Source organism: Actinomadura xylanilytica, assembly GCF_030283145.1.
Lineage (GTDB): Bacteria > Actinomycetota > Actinomycetes > Streptosporangiales > Streptosporangiaceae > Spirillospora > Spirillospora xylanilytica.
Map to the genome: position 1 here is coordinate 330747 of NZ_JASNWE010000003.1, position 18013 is coordinate 348759.

General features: G+C 73.5%; 15 protein-coding genes and 1 pseudogene. 8 read left to right on the forward strand and 8 right to left on the reverse strand.

Features of this window, described 5'->3' with window-relative positions:
• Positions 1-59 precede the first annotated feature (59 nt).
• The 3 genes and pseudogenes from QP090_RS19490 to QP090_RS37685 all read left to right on the forward strand — a co-directional run.
• Positions 60-3554, forward strand: coding sequence for an FG-GAP-like repeat-containing protein (locus QP090_RS19490; protein WP_285940466.1), 3495 nt, complete (start codon positions 60-62; stop codon positions 3552-3554).
• 116 nt (positions 3555-3670) lie between these two features.
• Complete coding sequence (locus tag QP090_RS19495) at positions 3671-4864, forward strand: cytochrome P450 family protein (RefSeq protein ID WP_285940468.1); 1194 nt, start codon at positions 3671-3673, stop codon at positions 4862-4864.
• A 51-nt stretch (positions 4865-4915) separates the two neighbouring features.
• Positions 4916-4972 (forward strand): annotated as a pseudogene (locus tag QP090_RS37685) (hypothetical protein); the annotation flags it as partial.
• Positions 4973-5108: 136 nt separating this feature from the next.
• Here QP090_RS37685 and QP090_RS19500 read toward each other — a convergent pair.
• Complete coding sequence (locus tag QP090_RS19500; RefSeq protein WP_285940470.1) at positions 5109-6284, reverse strand: sporulation protein; 1176 nt, start codon at positions 6282-6284, stop codon at positions 5109-5111.
• Between the two features lie 40 nt (positions 6285-6324).
• Positions 6325-6900 carry a TerD family protein gene (locus tag QP090_RS19505; RefSeq protein ID WP_285940471.1) on the reverse strand — a complete coding sequence of 192 codons (576 nt, stop codon included), beginning with the start codon at positions 6898-6900 and terminating at the stop codon, positions 6325-6327.
• Positions 6901-7132: 232 nt separating this feature from the next.
• Between QP090_RS19505 and QP090_RS19510 the strand changes: the two genes are divergently transcribed.
• Entirely contained in the window at positions 7133-7717 is a 585-nt protein-coding gene (locus QP090_RS19510) for a TetR/AcrR family transcriptional regulator (protein WP_285940473.1), read from the forward strand.
• 9 nt (positions 7718-7726) lie between these two features.
• Here QP090_RS19510 and QP090_RS19515 read toward each other — a convergent pair whose 3' ends face one another.
• The 6 genes from QP090_RS19515 to QP090_RS19540 are packed head-to-tail and all read right to left on the reverse strand — an operon-like array spanning position 7727 to position 13111.
• Positions 7727-8767, reverse strand: a complete 1041-nt coding sequence (locus QP090_RS19515; RefSeq protein ID WP_285940475.1) for a threonine aldolase family protein — start codon at positions 8765-8767, stop codon at positions 7727-7729.
• 9 nt (positions 8768-8776) lie between these two features.
• Positions 8777-9520 (reverse strand): SDR family NAD(P)-dependent oxidoreductase, encoded by a 744-nt coding sequence (locus QP090_RS19520; RefSeq protein ID WP_285940477.1) that lies wholly within the window; start codon positions 9518-9520, stop codon positions 8777-8779.
• Positions 9521-9532: 12 nt separating this feature from the next.
• Positions 9533-10261, reverse strand: a complete 729-nt coding sequence (locus tag QP090_RS19525) for an MBL fold metallo-hydrolase (protein WP_285940479.1) — start codon at positions 10259-10261, stop codon at positions 9533-9535.
• Positions 10251-11222, reverse strand: coding sequence for a succinylglutamate desuccinylase/aspartoacylase family protein (locus QP090_RS19530; protein WP_285940480.1), 972 nt, complete (start codon positions 11220-11222; stop codon positions 10251-10253). The genes QP090_RS19525 and QP090_RS19530 overlap by 11 nt, the downstream gene beginning before the upstream one ends.
• A 25-nt stretch (positions 11223-11247) precedes the next feature.
• Positions 11248-12351, reverse strand: coding sequence for an alanine racemase (locus QP090_RS19535; RefSeq protein WP_285940482.1), 1104 nt, complete (start codon positions 12349-12351; stop codon positions 11248-11250).
• Positions 12352-12367: 16 nt separating this feature from the next.
• The gene (locus tag QP090_RS19540; protein ID WP_285940484.1) at positions 12368-13111 is read right to left on the reverse strand and encodes an IclR family transcriptional regulator; all 744 of its coding nucleotides are present in this window, start codon (positions 13109-13111) and stop codon (positions 12368-12370) included.
• A gap of 114 nt (positions 13112-13225) precedes the next feature.
• On the opposite strand from QP090_RS19540, the gene QP090_RS19545 reads away from it, so the two are divergent.
• From QP090_RS19545 to QP090_RS19560, 4 genes are read left to right on the forward strand one after another with little or no spacing between them, the layout of a single operon-like run.
• Positions 13226-14773, forward strand: coding sequence for an N-acyl-D-amino-acid deacylase family protein (locus QP090_RS19545; RefSeq protein ID WP_285941374.1), 1548 nt, complete (start codon positions 13226-13228; stop codon positions 14771-14773).
• A 54-nt stretch (positions 14774-14827) separates the two neighbouring features.
• A complete protein-coding gene (locus QP090_RS19550; protein ID WP_285940486.1) occupies positions 14828-16210 on the forward strand; it encodes an ABC transporter substrate-binding protein in 1383 nt (460 codons plus the stop codon).
• An 8-nt stretch (positions 16211-16218) separates the two neighbouring features.
• The gene (locus QP090_RS19555) at positions 16219-17139 is read left to right on the forward strand and encodes a carbohydrate ABC transporter permease (RefSeq protein WP_285940487.1); all 921 of its coding nucleotides are present in this window, start codon (positions 16219-16221) and stop codon (positions 17137-17139) included.
• Positions 17139-18011, forward strand: a complete 873-nt coding sequence (locus QP090_RS19560) for a carbohydrate ABC transporter permease (RefSeq protein WP_285940489.1) — start codon at positions 17139-17141, stop codon at positions 18009-18011. The genes QP090_RS19555 and QP090_RS19560 overlap by 1 nt, the downstream gene beginning before the upstream one ends.
• Positions 18012-18013: the final 2 nt, after the last annotated feature.

The following is an 18013-nucleotide window of genomic DNA, read 5'->3' on the forward strand; positions in this document are numbered from 1 at the left end:
GGTGAGTCATATTCGTATTCGCACGGTCTCCCCGGTGAGGTCTGGAGCCCCGGATGCGGATGCGTTCGAAGAGTGTCGTCCTGGCCGCGCTGATGCTGCTCTGGGGGCCGGCCGCCCTTGCCGGTCCGGGGTTCCCGGCGACACCGCCCGACGATCCGGGGTACGCCGGCGCCGAGGCCCCCGGCCAGTGCCGCAAGGTGGCCGGGCAGGAGCAGCACGCGCTCTACTCCTTCATGCCGCGCTGCACACCCGGCGCCAAGGACCCGGAGAACGCCTCCGGCATGTCGGTCGACAAGGCGTGGCGGGAGTACACCACCGGCTCACCCGACGTGCTGATCGCCTACGTGGAGGGCGGGATCAACTGGCACAACGGCGACGGGGCGGAGCTCGCCGACAAGGTGTACCTGAACACCGGTGAGCTGCCCGTCCCCGAGGGGTCCACGGCGCACGACCGGAACGGCGACGGGGTGGTGACCGCGGCCGACTACGCCGGGGACCCCCGGGTGAAGGACGCCAACGGGAACGGGCGCACCGATCCCGAGGACCTCATCGCCGCGTTCTCCGACGGCGAGGACGACGACGGGAACGGCTTCACCGACGACATCTCGGGCTGGGACTTCTACGAGCGCCAGAACGACCCGGCGACCTACGACTCGACCTACGGCCACGCCAACAGCCAGATGAAGACGCTGGCCGCGCAGACCGACAACGCCACCGAGGGCGCCGGGGTGTGCCCGCGCTGCCGGATCCTGCCGATCCGGGCCGGGCAGGAGGCGCTGGACCGGACCGACGACCTCGCGCAGGCCTGGCTGTACGCGGCGCACATGGGCGCGAAGGTGATCGTCAGCACCACCGCCGACCTCGGCTACTCCGGCTACATGCGGCAGACCGTCGACAAGCTCTGGCGGGACGGCGTCGTCATGGTGGAGTCCAGCAACGACTTCGACTCCACCGACCACCAGGGCGGCATGTTCTGGCCGCACGTGATCCCCGGGAACGGGCTGGTCGCCAACACCGCGGGCGTGCCGGACCCGCTGGCCAATCCGCTGACCAGCACCTACCGCGCCCGGTCCGGCCAGACCTCGTTCGGGCCCAAGGCGATGTTCTCGGTGGCCACGCAGGGCGGCTCCACCTCGGAGTCGACGCCGACGACCGGCGGCGTGTTCGGGCTGCTGCTGTCCTACGGGATCCAGATCGGACGGCCGCTCACCAACGAGGAGGCCGTCCAGGTCCTGCGGGCCACCGCGTCCGACATCGACGACCCGTCGCTGCCGTGGGCGGGCAGGCCCGGCTGGGACCGGCAGTACGGGTACGGGCGGCCCAACGTCGCCAAGGCCCTCCAGGCGGTCAAGGACGGCGCGGTGCCGCCCGTCGGCTCGATCACCGGGCCCGGCTGGTACTCGCTCCACGATCCGGAGACGACCTCGGACGTCGAGGTCACCGGGTACGTCGCGGCCCCCCGGTCGTCCAAGTACCGGTACGAGCTGGAGTGGGCCCCCGGCGTCGAGCCCGCCGACGGCGCCTTCCGCACCGGTGGCTCCGGCTCGGGCACCGCCCCCTTCGACGGACGGGTCGGCTCGGTCGATCTGTCCAAGGTGCCCGAGTCGGTGTGGAAGAAGCAGTACGCGCTGTCGGCCGACAAGGCCCTGTCGGCGAGCGAGCAGTACACCGTCACCCTGCGGCTGCGGGTCTGGGACGCCTCGGGGCGGATGTCGGAGGAGCGGCGCGCGATCGGAGTTCACCACGATCCGGCGCTGCGGGCCGGGTTCCCGATGAAGCTCGGCGTCGGCAACGAGAGCCAGCCCGCGCTGGCCGACCTCCAGGGCACCGGGCGGCAGGCGATCGTCTACGGCGACGGCGACGGACGGGTCCACGCGCGCGACGGGTCGACCGGTGCCGAGCTCCCCGGCTGGCCGGTCACCACGCTGCCGACCGTCCCGCAGCGCGGCTATCCGGGCGTCGACCCGGGCCACGAGCCGATCGTGGCGCCGGTCGCGATCGGCGACCTCTTCCACGACGGGCGGCAGCAGGTGGTCGTCACCAGCACCACCGGCCGGACGTACGCCTTCGACGCGTCCGGGCGCCCGCTGCCGGGCTGGCCGAAGGTGCTGGACGCGGGCGTGGCCAAGCCGGCGATCCCCCGTCCGGCGCTGAAGTACACGCGGCTCCCGGTGCAGGGCGCCACCGCCTCGCCGATGCTGGCCGACCTCGACGGCGACCGGCGGCTCGACGTCGTCCAGGCGGGCTGGGACGGCAGGCTGCACGCGTGGCGGCCGGACGGCTCGGAGCTGCCGGGCTGGCCGGTCGAGGTGACGCTCGACCGGAAGCCGCCGTCCGGCTACGTGCGGATCGACGACCACAAGCTGGCGGGGATGCCCGCGCTCGCCGACCTCGACGGCGACGGGAGGCCGGAGGTCGTGGTCCGGTCGCAGCGGTCGGAGAGCAAGGGCGGGGGCGAGCAGTTCTACGGCGCCAACTTCGTCTTCGCCTACCACGCCGACGGCTCGCCGGTCGCCGGCTGGCCGGTCCGGACGCCGTCGACGATGACCTTCTACGGCAGCGCCCAGGAGTTCGTCACCGAGGGCGTCAACCAGCCCGCCGTGGCCGACGTCGACGGGGACGGCAAGGACGAGGTGGCGACCGGCCCGTCGTTCTCCCCGACCTACCTGATCTCGGGCGCCGGAAAGATCATCAAGAACTTCGGGCCGCTGGAGAACCCCGCCGCGGCGCTGTCCCCAGGTGCGGTGCTCGGCGGGAACCTGCCGGCGGACGTGCCGCTGTCCTTCACCACCACCGGGGCGTTCGGCAAGTTCGGACCGTTCGGCCGGCTGGGCTACACCGAGGCGGGCTCGGGCGCCGCGTCGCTGATCGCCGCGCTGCTGTTCCCCGGCAGCGGGCAGCCGGTCGGGAACTACCAGCGCGGCTACGACGCCGCCACGTCGCTGCCGGTGCCGGGGTTCCCGCAGGGCCGCACCGGCCTCGGGTTCCTCGGCTCGCCGCTCATCGCGGACGTGACCGGGGACGGGCGGGCCGAGGTGGTCGACGGCGGCGACACCTCCACCCTGCACGCCTTCAGCGGCACGGGCCAGGCCGCCGGCTTCCCCTTCTTCACCGGCGGATGGCTGCTGTGGGCCCCCACGGCGGGCGACCTGGACGGCGACGGCCGGACGGACCTGGTCGCCACCACCCGGGAGGGCTACCTGTTCGCCTGGAAGACCGCGGGCAAGGCCGCCGCCAACAGCGAGTGGTGGACCTACCACCACGACGAGCACCGGTCCGGGCGGTACGGGACCGACACCCGTCCGCCGGGCGCGCTGCGCGGCGTCTCACGGCAGGGCAACACGGTGGCGTTCACGGCGCCGGGCGACGACTGGTACACCGGCCGCGCCGCCTCCTACCTGGTCACCCCGCCCGGGACGACGGCGAAGGCGACGGCGGTCTCTGCGACCGCGGACGCGGGGAAGCCGCAGACCCTAACGGTCCCGGCGGGCCCGGTGACGATCCAGGCCGTCGACCGCGCGGGCAACCGCGGCCCCGCTTTCTCCATCGGCTGACGCCCGTCCCGCGCGGGCGGGCGTCCCGCGATTGCCGCGCGCGGGAAATTCAAGATAACGTCAACATCCAGATGATGGGATCATCTATTTCACCATTCTCACCACCGGGAGGACCCATGCCCACCGTCCCCGAGATCGATCTCACCGACCCCGCCGTGGTGCGCGACCCCTTCACCGCGTACGGAGCGGCGCGGGAATGCTCTCCGCTGGCACGGCTGCCCGTCCCCGGCGCGGCCCCCTGGTGGGTCCTCACCCGGCACGAGCACGCGCGGGCGATGCTCGGCGACCCGAGGTTCGAGATCACCTCCGGCAGCTTCATGGGGCCGGACGTGCCGGAGGACTGCCGCCCCTACATGCGGACCATGACCGAGCTGGCCGCGCCCGAGCACGCGCGGCTGCGCAGGCTGGTGTCCCCCGCGTTCACCGCGCGCCGCGCCGAGGCGTTCCGGCCGCGGATCGGCACTCTCGTGGCGGAGCTGCTCGACGCGCTGCCCGGCCACGCCGAGGACGGTGCGGTGGACCTGATGCGGCACTTCACCCGGCCGCTGCCGATCGGGGTCATCTGCGAGCTGGTCGGCATTCCCGAGGACGACCGGCCGCGGTGGCGCGCGTACGGCGCCGCCGTCGCGGCGGGCTCGGGCCGGAGGTTCGCCGAGGCCGTCCCTGGGATCATGGAGGGCGCCAAGGCGGCGGTGGCACGCCGGCGCGCCGCTCCCGGCGACGACCTGCTCTCCGATCTCGTCCGCGCGCAGGACGTGGACGGGGACCGGCTCAGCGACACCGAGACGGTCACGCTGGTGTGGCACCTCGTCCTCGCGGGCCAGACGCCGACGAACCTCATCGCCAACGCCGTCGCGGCCCTGCTCGCCCACCCCGCGCAGCTCGCCGCGCTGCGCGCCGATCCCGGGCTGATGCCGCAGGCCGTCGAGGAGCTGATGCGCTGGTGCGGCCCGACGCTGCTGTCGATCCCGCGCCACGCCCGCGAGGACGCCGAGCTCTGCGGTGCGCGGGTGGGCAAGGGCGAGGCCGTCGTCGCCGCCATCGCGTCCGCCAACCGCGACCCGCGCGCGTTCGCCGATCCCGACCGGCTCGACATCACCCGGACGCCGGGAGCCACGAGCCACCTGGGCTTCGCCCACGGGCCGCACTTCTGCCTCGGCGCGGGGCTGGCCCGCGTCCAGACCCAGGTGGCGCTCACCGCGCTTCTGGACCGCTTCCCCGGCCTCGCACCGGCCGCCGACCTGGACGCGCTGCGCGCCCCCGACCCCGGCACCTGGCGGCTCACCGAGCTGCCGGTGACGACCGGCTGACCGGAGGTCCCCCGTGACCGCGCCGGCGAAGGCGGCCAGCGGACCTGCACGTTCTGCGGGAAGGGCCGAAATCAGGTCGAGAGGCTGATCGCGGGCCCCGACCCGCTCCGCATCTGCGCCGCACCGCCGCCCGCGCGGACGGACGGACGGCCCGGCTCGGCCTGGCCCGGCCCGGCCCGGGGTGCCGCGAGAGGTCCGCCTGACGGGCCGCCCCCGCCGGACGAAGCAGGGGCGGCGCGCCGGATCACTCCTCGTCGTCGTCGAAGCTCTCCGACGCCTCGTCGAAGGCGTCTTCGTAGGCGTCCTCGTACGCCTGCTCCGTGGCGTCCTCGACCGCCGCGTCGAAGACCGCGGCCTGGTAGCCCTCCTCGCGGGCGGCGGCGGCCCTGGCCTCGGCGTCATCCTCGTCGCCGTCGTCGTCATCGTCGTCCATGAGCTCGTTGACGACGGCGCCGCCGATGAGCCCCACGGCGAGGCCGCCCGCGGCCCCGGCCGCGACGCCGCCCCAGCCCGGCCCCGACCCGCGGCCACCGTGCTCGTCGTGGTGGCCGTAAGGCTGCTCATGGTGGCCGTAGGGTTGCTCGTGGTAGCCGTACGGTTCCTGGTGGCCGTAGGCGCCGTGGGCGCCCGGAGCGTGACCGCCGTGCAGCGGCCCGGCGACGGACTGGAGCCAGCCCTCGATCTCGCGCTCCCACGCCATCCGGAGCGCCTCATCGTGCCCGACCTGGAAGCGGCCGTACACGTCGCCGCCCTCGGAGTACGCGCCGCCCCGCCGGTCGGCCTCCAGGACGACCGCCAGCCCGTGCGGGCTCGCGACGAAGGTCAGCTCGACCTCGCTGATCCGGCCGCCGTAGGCGGGCGGCGCGTAGAACTCGATCTCCTGGTAGAAGGGCAGCTCCTGGTGCACGCCCGCGAGGAGGCCGTGCTCCAGGTCGGCGCCCTTGAACTGGAGGCCGAGCGCGGCGAACGCGTCCAGGACCCGCTGCTGGGACGGCAGCGGGAGCACCCCGACGGGGTCGAGGTCGCCCTTGTCCATCGCCCCAGCGATCTCCAGCTCCGTGCGCACGCTCATCGCCATACCGTGCAGGTGCTGCCCGTGCACCTCGGTGACGGGCAGCTCCCAGGGGAGCGGGAGCTGGAACAGGATCGGCTGGTACTGCCCGGCCCGCAGGGTGAACCCGCCCGAGACGGCGGCCCGGTGGAACTCGCGGACACCGTGGCCGTCGCCGTCGCCGTACTCGGTCTCCACCTGGGTGACCAGGCTGAGCACCACCTGGTGGACGTCGACGTCGTGGTCGCCGCCCTGCAACCGCACCTCGCCCGACAGCAGGTCGCCGGGCCGGCAGTGCGGGGTCGTCAGGACGGTCTCGACGGAGGGCCCGCCGACACCGAACGCCCCTAGGAGTCGTTTGAAGACCACGGAACCCCCTCTTGTGATGTGAGTGCCATCGACCGGGCGGTCAGACGCCGACCCCGAAGTCGGACGCGACACCGGCCAGGCCGGAGGCGTAGCCCTGCCCGGTCGCGCGGAACTTCCACTCGGCGCCGTTGCGGTACAGCTCGCCGAAGACCATCGCGGTCTCGGTCGAGGCGTCCTCGCTGAGGTCGTAGCGGGCCAGCTCGGCCTCCCCCGCCTGGTTCACCACCCGGATGAAGGCGTTGCGGACCTGCCCGAAGTTCTGGCCGCGGGCGTCGGCGTCGTGGATGGACACCGGGAAGGCGATCCGGGTGACCTCGGCGGGCACCGCCGCGAGGTCGACCTTGATCTGCTCGTCGTCGCCCTCGCCCTCGCCGGTGACGTTGTCGCCGGTGTGCTCGACCGACCCGTCGGGGCTCTTGAGGTTGTTGAAGAACACGAAGTGCCCGTTGGAGGGCACCTTGCCGGACGCGTCGAGCAGGAGCGCGCTCGCGTCCAGGTCGAAGTCGGTGCCGGTGGTGGTCCGCACGTCCCAGCCGAGCCCCACCACGACCGCCGTGAGGCCGGGGGCCTCCTTGCTCAGCGAAACATTGCCACCCTTGGACAGGCTGACGCCCACCGTGTTCTCCTCTTGTCGTCGTTCAGGACGCACGCGCTCCACGCGTGCTACGACACTTGTAGCAGATGGGTCCGGGCGCGGGCAGCCGGACGGCGATATGGCGGTGGACCATACCTTTTCAGGACGAACTCGAGTCCGGCAGGGACCGCTCAGCCACGATCCCCGGCACGTCCGGGGCCGCCCGCGACCCCGCTCCCGCACTGTCCATGCCACATCACTTAGAGTGATCACGGTGAGAGACGAGGAGCAGATCGTCGCCATCGCCACCCGGCTGTTCGCGGAGCTTGGCTACGACTCGACCGACACCGGGCTGATCGCCGAGGCGGCCGGGATCGACGGCCGGACGCTGGCCGAGGCGACCGGCGGCAAACGCGAGCTGTACCGCACCGTCATGCGGCAGGCGTTCCTGGCCGAGGAGGAGCTGTTGCAGAGGGCGCTGGCCGCCTACACCCCCGACGTGGCCGGGGCGCACGAGGTCACCGAGATCTATCTGGACTTCTACGTCGCCAATCCGCAGATCGTCTCGCTGTGGATGCACCGCTGGATGGGCGACGCCACCGACGTGGCCGACCTGGAGAAGGAGTACGTCAACCCGCAGGCCGACGCCATCGCCGCCGCGATCCGCGACCTGACCCCGCCGGACGTCAACGTCGACTTCCTGGTCAGGACGGTCATCTGGTGCATCTTCGGCTTCCTGTCCGGCGGCCTGCCCGGACGGCAGGGCCGGGCAGGCCAGGAGCCGGAGCCGGACGAGATCGCCGAGTTCCGCGTCTACCTGCACGTCCTGATCGACCGCATGTTCGCGCCCGCTCCCTGACCCTGCGGCTCAGGGGGTACGGAGGGCCTTGACGGTGCGGTCGGCCGCCGTACGGACGTCGGACGCCGTGACGTCCAGGTGGGTGACGGCGCGCAGCGTGCCCGGATGGTGGGCGTTCGACCAGAGCACGCCTTCGCGCGCCAGCCGCTCGCGGGCGTCGTCGCGGGCGAGGCCCGACGCCGAGACGTCCATGAAGACGAAGTTGGTCTCGGTGGCCGCGGGGTCCACCGGCAGCCCCGCCCCGGCCAGCCGGGCGGCGAGCTCGCGGGCGTTGGCGTGGTCGTCGGCCAGCCGCCGCACGTGGTGCTCCAGCGCGTAGCGGGCGGCCCCGGCCAGCACCCCGGCCTGGCGGAGCGAGCCGCCCAGCATCTGGCGGAGGCGGCGCGCCGGGGCGAGCGTCCCGGCGCGGCCGACCAGCGCGGCGCCAGCGGGGCAGCCCAGCCCCTTGGTGAAGCACACCGCGACGGTCGCGGCCCGGGACGTGGCCGCCGCGACCGGCGCGTCGCGGGCGACGGCGGCGTTGAAGATCCGGGCGCCGTCGATGTGCACCACGATGCCGAGCCCGGCGCAGGCGTCGTAGATCTCGTCCAGGGCCGGGAGCGGCCAGACGCGGGCGCCGGACACGTTGTGGGTGTCCTCGACGAGCGCCAGGGCGGTCCTCGGCCGGTGCTCGGAGTCGCCGGTCTGGGCGGTCTCCCGCACCTGCGCGGCGGTGAAGACGCCGGCGGCGCCGGGCAGGCCGGTGACGACCGCGCCGGCGAGGAACGCCGGGCCGCCCGCCTCGTACCGGAACATGTGGCTGCCCTGCTCCCCCAGGATCTCCTGGCCGCGCCCCACCTGGCACAGCAGCGCGAGCTGGTTGGCCATGGTGGCGCTCGGCACGAAGACGGCCGCCTCCTGGCCGAACAGCTCGACGAGCTCCTCCTCCAGCGCGAGGACGGTCGGGTCCTCGCGCAGCTGCTCGTCGCCCAGGGGCGCGCTGGTCATCGCGTTCAGCATGCCGGTCGTGGGCCGCGTGAGCACGTCCGACCGCAGGTCGATCACTGTCATCGGGTCCTCCTATCCGCCGAGGTATCCGCCGTCGACGACGATCTGGGTGCCGGAGACGAACGACGCCCCCGGCGAGCACAGGAAGTGCACGACCTCCGCGATCTCCTCGGGCCGGCCGCGCCGGCCGAGCGGCGGCAGGCCGGAGACGCCGGACCGCATCCGGTCGGCGCCGATCAGCTCGACCAGGTGGTCGCTGCCCGGGGTGCTGATGTCGCCGGGGTCCACCTGCACCACCCGCACGCCGTGCGGGCCGAGCTCCATGGCGAGCGAGCGGGTCAGCCCGACCATCGCCGACTTGCTGACGGTGTAGGCGGACGCGTCGAGCTGGCCGCGGTGGGCGGCGATCGAGCCGACGTTGACGATGGTGCCGCTCCCCTGGGCGACCATGTGCCGGGCCGCCTCGCGGGCGCAGACGAACGGGCCGACGGTGTTGACGTCCAGGATGCGCCGCAGCAGCTCGTCGCCGGTGTCCAGCAGCGACGCCTTGGCCGGGACGCCGGTGATCGCGGCGCAGTTCACCAGGATCTCCGGCGGGCCGTGCTCGGCGGCGGCGTCCCGTACCGCGGCGGCGATCGCCACCGGGTCGGCGACGTCCACCGCCATCACCTCGACGCCGTCGCCGAGGCCCGCGCGCAGGTCCGGGCGCGGCGCGTGCTCGAAGACCACGACGGTCCGGTCCGGGGCGGCGAGCCGGCGGGTGATCGCGGAGCCGATGCCGCCCCCGCCGCCGGTGACGATCACGCTTCGTCTCATGGTTCCTCCTGGTCAGCCGAAGGCGGCCGGCAACCGGCCCTGGTCGAAGGCCTCGAGCGCCCGCTCGAGATGCCAGCGGGCGTCCGACAGCACGGGCGTCCCGTGGCCGGGCAGCAGCACGTCGGGCCGCTCGGCCAGGACGGCCTCCAGCGACCGGCGCAGCAGCCGCACGTCGCTGTCGGCGGCCACCACCACCCGGCCCCTGGCGAAGACCAGGTCGCCGGTGAAGGCGTACGTCGTTCCGTCCCCGCCGGTGAACACGTAGGCGGTGTGGTCCTCGCAGTGCCCCGGCGTCGGCAGCGCGCGCAGGCCGCCCGCGCCCGGGACCGTCCCCGCCTCGATGCCGGCCACCGCCGCGCAGGCCGCGAACCGGTAGCCGGCGGGGTACAGGCCCGCGCGCAGCGCGGCGGTGAGCCCGAGCCGGTCGTGGTCGCCGACCCGGACGAGGCGGGCGGTCCCGGCGCCGGCGAGGACGGGGATGCCGAGATCGTCCACGAGGCCGGCCGCGCCGCCCGCGTGGTCGGGGTGGGCGTGGGTGAGCACGGCACCGGCAGGTGCCCGCCCGTCCAGCGCGCCGGACACCCGCGCCGCCAGCTCGGCGCGGCCGAGGCCGCAGCCGGTGTCGACCAGCCAGGCCCCCTCGCCGGTGCGCAGCAGGTAGACGTTGCTGTCGTAGGGGTTGCTGAGCCCCGGGCCGAGCCGTCCGCCGCCGACGAGGTCGACGGTGCCGTCAAGCCGCACCGTCGCCGCCTGTCCCGGCCCCGCCGCCCGTCCCGGCCCCGCCGCCCGTCCCGGCCACGATCGCGGCGACGTCGCCCGCGGCGACCTCGAAGTCGTGCCTCAGCATCATCACGTATCCCCCGGCGGCGGCCCGGACGGTCTCCAGCACCGCCCCGTCCGGGCCGTGGACCGTTCCGAGGATCTGCCCGCCGGTGACCGCGTCGCCCGCGGCGCACCGCGTCACGAACAGGCCGGACGCCCCGAGGACGATGCCGTCGTCGGTGTTGCCGTCGCCGTCCCGGACGACCACCTGCGGCGCGGCCGGTGCGGGCGCCGGCTCCGCGTCGAGCACGCCGACCTCGGCCAGCAGCCGCAGCACGCTCGTCACGTACCGGTCGATGTCGTGCTCGCGCAGCGCGCCGCCGCCACCGCACTCGAAGTAGACCCACGGCTTGCCCAGCGCCTCGGCGTGGCTGACCGAGCGTCCGGGGGCGACGGAGCCGTGCGCCCACAGGAACGGGAACGCCGTCGTGCGCGCGACGTCCAGCAGCGGACGCCCGCCGACCGTCCCCTTGGCGGGCAGGCCGCACAGGGGCGGCATCCGGTAGCGGCGGCCCGCCGAGTGCAGGTCGATGAGCAGGTCGCAGTCGGCGATGAGGCCGGCGCTGATCGCGTGCGCGATCCGCGCGCTCAGGGTCCCGTCCGCGGCACCGGGGAAGACCCGCGCGAGGTTCTCGTCGTCGGCGCCGGCCCGGGTCCCGGCCGTGAGGGCGGGCGGGTTGGCCAGGGGCAGCACGGTCACCGTGCCGTGCAGGGTCCGGGTGCCGAGCGCGCCGATCAGCCGCTGCGCGGCGAGAACGCCCTCCAGCTCGTCCCCGTGCACGCCGCCGAGGACCGCGATCCGCGGTCCGGGCCCGCCGCCGAGGCGCGCCGCCTCCAGCGTCAGGCCGCCGGCCGTCAGCCGGTCGATCACCAGGGCCATGGTGGCTCCGTTCTCCTAGGGGACGTCAGCGCCGGCGGGCCTGGATGGGCCAGGTCTCCACGAACGAGGAAGCGTCGTAGACGGCGTACTGGTGGAAGAGGTTGACCGCCGTGCAGGCGTGGTTGGGGATCACCGCGACCCGGTCGCCGGGCCTCAGGTCCCGCGATCCGGCGCCGCGGGAGGCCAGCCCGTGCTCCTCGTAGAGCTTGTCGATGACGATGTCGGGGTGGCCGGCGACCGCCCCGAAACCGCTGGACAGGCTGGTCATCTTCTCGGCGGGCAGGCTCTTGGCACCCGCGTCCAGGACCAGCCTCCCCTCGGACGGCGCGTCCACCACGGTGCTGATCACCGCGAGCGCGCAGTCGTCGAGCCCTGGGCCGCCCGGTGCCGTCTCGGCCAGCGCGACCTGCGTGGCGTCGTAGAAGACGTAGTTGCCGTACCGGTACTCCTCGGCCTCGCCCGAATCGACCGGGGCCAGCGGGGTGACGCCGACGCTGCGGACCGGCACGTCGATCCCGCGGGAGGCGAGCGCGGCGCGGCTGTCGGACAGCGCCCGGTCCTGCTGGTCGCGCACCGCGACCAGCTCCTCGGGGGCGCGCGCGCCGTACGCGTGCCCGGCGAAGGTCATCAGCCCGCGCAGCCGCACCCTGTCGCTGAACCGCGCGGACGCGGCGGCGACCGCGGTGGGCTCGCCGGGCGCGGTGCCGAGCCGCCCGGTGCCCGAGTCGACCTCCCAGTAGACGTCGTAGGCGCCACCGAGGCCGGCCAGCAGCGCGACCTGTTCGGCACTGTGGCAGGTGACCGCGACCCGGCCGCGTTCGGCGAGCTCGGGAAGGGCCCGCAGCCGCCCGCCGGGGAACGGCGGGTAGGCGAACAGCACGGACTCGAAGCCCGCGTCGAACGCCAGGTGCGCCTCGGCGACGGTCGCGACCGTCGCCGCCGTGGCGCCCGCGGCGACCTGGGCCCGCGCGATCTGGAGGTTCTTGTGCGTCTTGAGATGGGGCGTCGAGGCGCCGCCGCGCCGGGCGACGCGCCCGGCCATGTCCCGGATGTTGCCGATCAGCCGGGGGTGATCGACGGCGAGGAACGGGGTCTGCCGTCCCCGGTCCGCACGGGCCGCTTGCCACATGGTGCTCGCCTTCCGCTCAGTCCGTCGCGGGCAGGGTCGTCCCGCGCGTGATCTTGTCGACGAGGTGCCGCAGCGCCTCGCCCATCTCCCGCTCGAGCGCGGGCGTCATCCGCTCCGGCGACACGATCAGGCTGACCGCGGCGACGGGCTCGCCCGAGCGGCGGAGCGCGACCGCGACGCCCGCGACGCCGTCGAAGAACTCGCCCCGGTCCACCGAGTAGCCGCGCCCTGCGGCGCCCGCGACCTCCGACGTGATCCGGGCCCGGGCGCCGTCGCCGAGCGCGGTCCACTCCGGCGAGTCGCACAGCGCCTCCCGCAGAGGGGGTTCGAGCAGGGACAGCACCGCGCGGCCGGCCGCGCCGGTCCACATCGGCGCGGTGCTGCCGAGCCGGACGCTCGGAGCGAACGGGATGACGCTGTCGGTGCGCTCGACGTAGACCATCTCGCCGCCGTTCGGCACCGAGAAGGCGGTGGCGGCCTGGAAGCGCTGGCCGAGGTGCACCAGCGCGGCGACCACCTCCAGCCGCATGTTGCGGTGCGACAGCCTGATCGCGGCGAGCCGGAGCGGCAGCTCTCCTATCTGCCAGTTCCCCGCGGCGTCGCGTTCGAGCAACCCGATCTCGACCAGGCTGGTGAGCAGCCGGTGGGCCGAGCTCTTGCTCAGCCCGGACCGTTCCGCGCACTCCGCCAGTCCCAGTACCGGTCGCTCTTGGGAGAACGCGCCGAGCAGCGCGCCGACACGGTCGACCACCTGGACCACTGCGCCTCCTGTGCGAGGGGATCGAAACCTTGACCTGGAATCAGAAGCATGGCTATGTTGCCACATCATCCCATCAAACGGAACGCCATCCCACAGAATGGAACGAACGGCTTGGTGACGCTCATCCACGGGGGCCGCGTGGTCGACCCGGACACCGGGACCGACGCGGTGCTCGACCTGCTGATCGACGGCGACCGGGTGCTCGCGTCCGCGCCGCGGATCGCACCGCCGGCCGGCGCGACCGCCGTCGACGCCACCGGTCTGCTGGTGCTGCCCGGCTTCGTCGACATGCACACCCACAGCGACTTCACCCTCGGCCACCACCCCGCCGCGCCGGCCCGGATCCACCAGGGCGTCACCACCGACGTGACCGGGAACTGCGGGTTCTCCCCGTTCCCGCTGCCGCGCGGCTGCGTCGGGTTCGGCTCGTTCTTCAGCTCCCGGGTCGAGGCGGGATGGGCGGACCTGGACTCCTACGCAGCGGACCTGGAGTCCCGCCGCCCGGCCCTGAACGTGGCGCCGCTCGTCGGGCTCGGCGCGGTGCGCGAGCACGTGGTGGGATCCCGCCCGGCGCCGCCGGACGCCGGCGAGGCGGACGCGATGCGGCGCCTGGTGGAACGTTCCCTGGAACAGGGCGCGTTCGGCGTCTCCACCGGCCTGGTCTACGCGCCGGGACGGTTCGCGCTCGCCGACGAGATCCGCGCCGTCCTCGCGCCGGTGCACCGGTCCGGACGGCTGTACGCCACCCACCTGCGGGACGAGCGGGACGGGCTGGCCGAGTCGGTCGCGGAGGCGATCGCCACCGCCGAGGGCGCGGGCGTCGCGTTGCAGATCTCGCACCACAAGGCGCTCGGCAAGGCCAACTGGGGCCGCACGAAGGACACCCTCGCGATGGTCGACGAGGCCAACGCGCGCGGGATCACCGAGGTCGCCGTCGACTACTACCCCTACACCTCCGGCAGCACCGGCGTCTCCAGCCTGCTGCCGCCCGGCTCGCTGGACGGCGGCTGGGCGGGGCTGCGCGAGCGGGCCGCCGGGGGCGCCGCGCGCCGGGACCTGCTGCGCCACCTGGACACCTCGTCGCAGTTCCGGACGGACGAGATCATCATCGGCCGCTCCCGCACCCGCCCGGACGTCTCGGGCCTGCCGCTCACCGCCATCGCGGACGCCGACGGGCGGGCCCCGGCCGAGACCCTGCTCGGCCTGATCCTGGACGAGGGCGACCGGCTCACGATGATCGTCCCGGCCGCGTCGGAGGACGACCTGGCCAGCGTCTCGGCGCATCCGGCCGCGATGCACGGCAGCGACGGCTGGCTGATGACCGCCGGAGAGGCCCGGCACGAGCACCCCCGCAACCTCGGCAGCACCATCGCGGTGCTGGCCCCCGCGCTGCTCGGCCGGACCTCCCTGGACCGCGCCGTGCGGCACCTGTCCACCGCCCCCGCGCGCCGGCTCGGGCTGGCGGGCCGCGGCACGCTCCGGCCCGGGGCCTACGCCGACATCGTCATCGCCGACCCGGGGAGGGCGGCGGCAGGCGCCGCGGCGCTCCCCGCCGACACCTACCCTGACCTGGTGCGATGGGTCTTCGTGAACGGCCTTCCCGTGCTCGCCGACGCCCGGCTCACCGGCCGTCGTCCGGGCCGGGTGCTGCGCGCGTCGTGATCGCCCCCGCGAACCCCCCGCGGACCCCCCGCATGGACCGGAACGGAGCAGCCCATGGCTTCCAGTGACCATCCGCCCGCCAGGCCGCCGGCGCCCCCGCCGACGGCGGCCCCGGTGACCCGGCGGTCCTTCCTGCGCGGCTCGGCCGCGTTCGGCGCCGTCGCGGGCCTCGGCGCGATCGGCGGCGGCGCGCTGCTCACCGGCTGCTCCTCCCGGGAGCGGTCCGGGCCGGTCACCGAGCTCAACATGCACCACGACGCCGCGGTGGGCCCGCTGTTCGCGCCCTACGTCGAGTACTTCAACGCCCACTACAAGCCGCTGAAACTCGGCACGTCCTACGTGGCGCAGGACTACCTGACGGTCACCAACCAGCAGCTCGCCGGCGGCAACGTGTCCTACGACGTGCTGTCCGCCGACGAGGGCTACCTGGAGTCCTGGTCGAAGAACCGGTGGATCACCTCGCTGGACGACCTGCCGGGCATCGGCGGGCTGCTCGCCGACATGAACCCGGGCGTCGCCGACTCGCTCAGGAGCCCGGACGGCAAGCTCTACGCACTCCCCTACTTCCAGGGCGCCGAGCTGTTCGCGGTCAACACCGAGCACCTCCAGAAGATCGGCGCGGGCCCGCCCGCGACCTGGGAGGAGTTCCTGGAGCAGGCGCGCGAGCTGAAGGCCAAGGGGGTGAGCGCCGTCCCGTACTCGCCCTACTGGATCAAGTACGCGTTCCTCGCCTGGCACCAGTTCGCCGCCGAGTGCGCCTCCGAGGGCGGCGGGGACCTGTTCGGCCAGGACGCCGCGCCGAACCTGAAGGGGAACGCCGTCGCGCGGGCCACCCTGGAGCGCTGGCGGACCCTCTACTCCGAGGGCCTGGTCCCCAAGGACCTGCTCACCACCGACTACGGCGGCATCACCAACATCTTCGGCGGCGGCAAGAGCAGCTTCTCGCTGCGCTACCAGGCGCAGATCGTCGGCTGGAGGGACCCCGAGCAGAGCCGCGCGGCCAAGTCGATCAAGAACGTGCTCATCCCCGGCCGGACCCGCCAGACGCACGGGTTCGGCGCGCACTGGATGCTGTCGTACGCGATCAGGAGCCGCGAGCACGCGGCGACCGCGATGAGCTACCTGGGCGGGCCCGGCCGGGACGGCTCGTACCACGTGCCGAAGAACCTGGTCGCGATCGCGCTCGGGCTGTCCAGCGGCTACAAGAGCGTCGACCGCGACCCGGCCGTGCTGGCCTCCTGGGCGAAGTGGGCCGACGTCGACGCGCTCACCGAGCAGCTCGCCAAGGCCGTCCCCCTCGGCCCGGTCACCAACAAGAAGTGGTACCCGAAGTTCGGCGACATGGCCTGCGCCACCCTCCAGGAGGTCGTGCTCGGCAAGAAGTCGCCGGACGAGGGGCTCACGGAGATGAGCGATTTCGTGGCGGAACAGAAATGACGGCCGCGGTGAGGTCCCCGAGAGCGGCCCGCGGGGCCGCGCGGCGCGGCGACGCGCGGTTCGGCATGGGCATGGCCGCGCCCGCGCTGCTCGTCACGGTCGCGCTGCTGGCCTACCCCCTCGTGTACTCGTTCTGGGTCAGCCTGCACGACCAGACCCTCGGCAGCCGGGGCCGGGCCGAGTGGGTCGGCCTGGACAACTACCGGTCGGTGCTGACCGACCCGATCTTCATGCCCTCGCTCGGCCGGACGGTGCTGTTCGCCGCCGCGGTCATCGCCGGGACGCTGCTGCTCGGGACGGTCTTCGCGCTGGCCCTCAACCAGGAGTTCCGCGGCCGGTCGGTGGTCCGGGGCGTGCTGATCCTGCCCTGGTCGCTGTCCCAGATCACGCTCGCGCTCACCTTCGGCTGGATCTTCAACTCGACGTTCGGGCCGCTGAACGGCGCGCTCAAGCAGGCCGGGGTGATCGACGACTACGTCGCCTGGTTCGCCTCCGGGCAGGTGGCGCTGACCGTCATGGCGGTCGCGTTCGTGTGGAGCCTGGTGCCGTTCGCGACGCTGCTCATCCTGGGCGCGCTCCAGACGGTGCCCGAGGACCTGCACAAGGCCGCCCGGATCGACGGCGCCGGGCCGGTGCGCCGGTTCTTCTTCGTCACCCTGCCGTGGATCCGCGACACCGTGCTGGTGGTGGCGGTGCTCGCCCTGATCAACGCGTTCCTGGCGTTCGCGCTGATCTACGTCCTCACCGGCGGCGGCCCCGGCACCGAGACCACCCTGCTGTCGTGGTGGGGCTACACCACCGCGTTCCGCGACCTCGACCTCGGCCGCGGCGCGGCGATCTTCTATCTGATGACGCTGGCGATGGTGGTCCTCGCCGCGCTGACCGCGCTCTGCATCCGCGGGCGCTCCAGGAAGGGGCGGCACGAGTGATGACCGGCCGAACCCGGGGGCGCCTGGTGTCGCGCGCCCTGCGGGTGATCGTGGTGACGGCCCTGCTGCTGTGGGTGCTGCTGCCCTTCTACTTCCTCCTCCTCGTCGCGCTGACCTCCAAGGCCGACTCACTGGCCACTCCCCCGCGGTGGATCCCCGCGATGGACTTCGGCAGCTTCGAGAAGATCTTCGACTCGCTGTTCAGCTCGGCCCCCGCGTCCAGCCCCAGCGACCTGATCATTCCCGGGATCCAGAACAGCGCGGTGGTGGCGTTCTTCGTGGCGCTGCTGAACATCGTGATCGGCAGCATGGGCGGGTACGCGTTCGCGCGGTTCCGGTTCCCCGGCTCCCGGGTCGTCCCGGGGCTGCTGCTCGGCACCCAGCTCGTGCCGGTCTTCGCGCTGGTCGTCCCCTTCTACGTGATCCTGCGCTCGGTGAACCTGACCGACTCCAACGCCGGCATCGTGATCGCGCACCTGAGCTTCACGGTCCCGTTCTCGGTGTGGATGATGCGCTCGTTCTTCAAGGGGATCCCGATCGAGGTGGACCGGGCCGCCATGATCGACGGCTGCACCCGGTGGCAGGTGTTCTACCGGGTGGTGCTGCCGCTGGCCCGGCCCGGCCTGATCAGCGTGGGCCTGTTCTCGTTCATGGTGTCGTGGAACGACTTCCTGTTCGCGCTGGTCCTCAACTCGCGGACCGACGCCATGCTGATCCAGCCGGCGATCTCCGGTCTCTACAACGTCCGCGAGCAGTCCTTCGGGATCATGGCGGCCGGCACCCTGCTGGCGGCCCTGCCCACCATGCTGCTCGCGCTCATCTCGCAGCGGTTCCTCGTGCGTGGCCTGACTTCAGGCGTCGGAAAGGTGTGACG

What these genes read in the sequence shown, in the direction of transcription:
- QP090_RS19490 (WP_285940466.1), top strand. Translation starts at nt 60, where the DNA reads ATGCGTTCGAAGAGTGTCGTCCTGGCCGCGCTGATGCTGCTCTGGGGG.
- QP090_RS19495 (WP_285940468.1), top strand. Translation starts at nt 3,671, where the DNA reads ATGCCCACCGTCCCCGAGATCGATCTCACCGACCCCGCCGTGGTGCGC.
- QP090_RS19515 (WP_285940475.1), bottom strand. Translation starts at nt 8,767, where the DNA reads ATGACAGTGATCGACCTGCGGTCGGACGTGCTCACGCGGCCCACGACC.
- QP090_RS19520 (WP_285940477.1), bottom strand. Translation starts at nt 9,520, where the DNA reads ATGAGACGAAGCGTGATCGTCACCGGCGGCGGGGGCGGCATCGGCTCC.
- QP090_RS19530 (WP_285940480.1), bottom strand. Translation starts at nt 11,222, where the DNA reads ATGGCCCTGGTGATCGACCGGCTGACGGCCGGCGGCCTGACGCTGGAG.
- QP090_RS19535 (WP_285940482.1), bottom strand. Translation starts at nt 12,351, where the DNA reads ATGTGGCAAGCGGCCCGTGCGGACCGGGGACGGCAGACCCCGTTCCTC.
- QP090_RS19550 (WP_285940486.1), top strand. Translation starts at nt 14,828, where the DNA reads ATGGCTTCCAGTGACCATCCGCCCGCCAGGCCGCCGGCGCCCCCGCCG.
- QP090_RS19560 (WP_285940489.1), top strand. Translation starts at nt 17,139, where the DNA reads ATGACCGGCCGAACCCGGGGGCGCCTGGTGTCGCGCGCCCTGCGGGTG.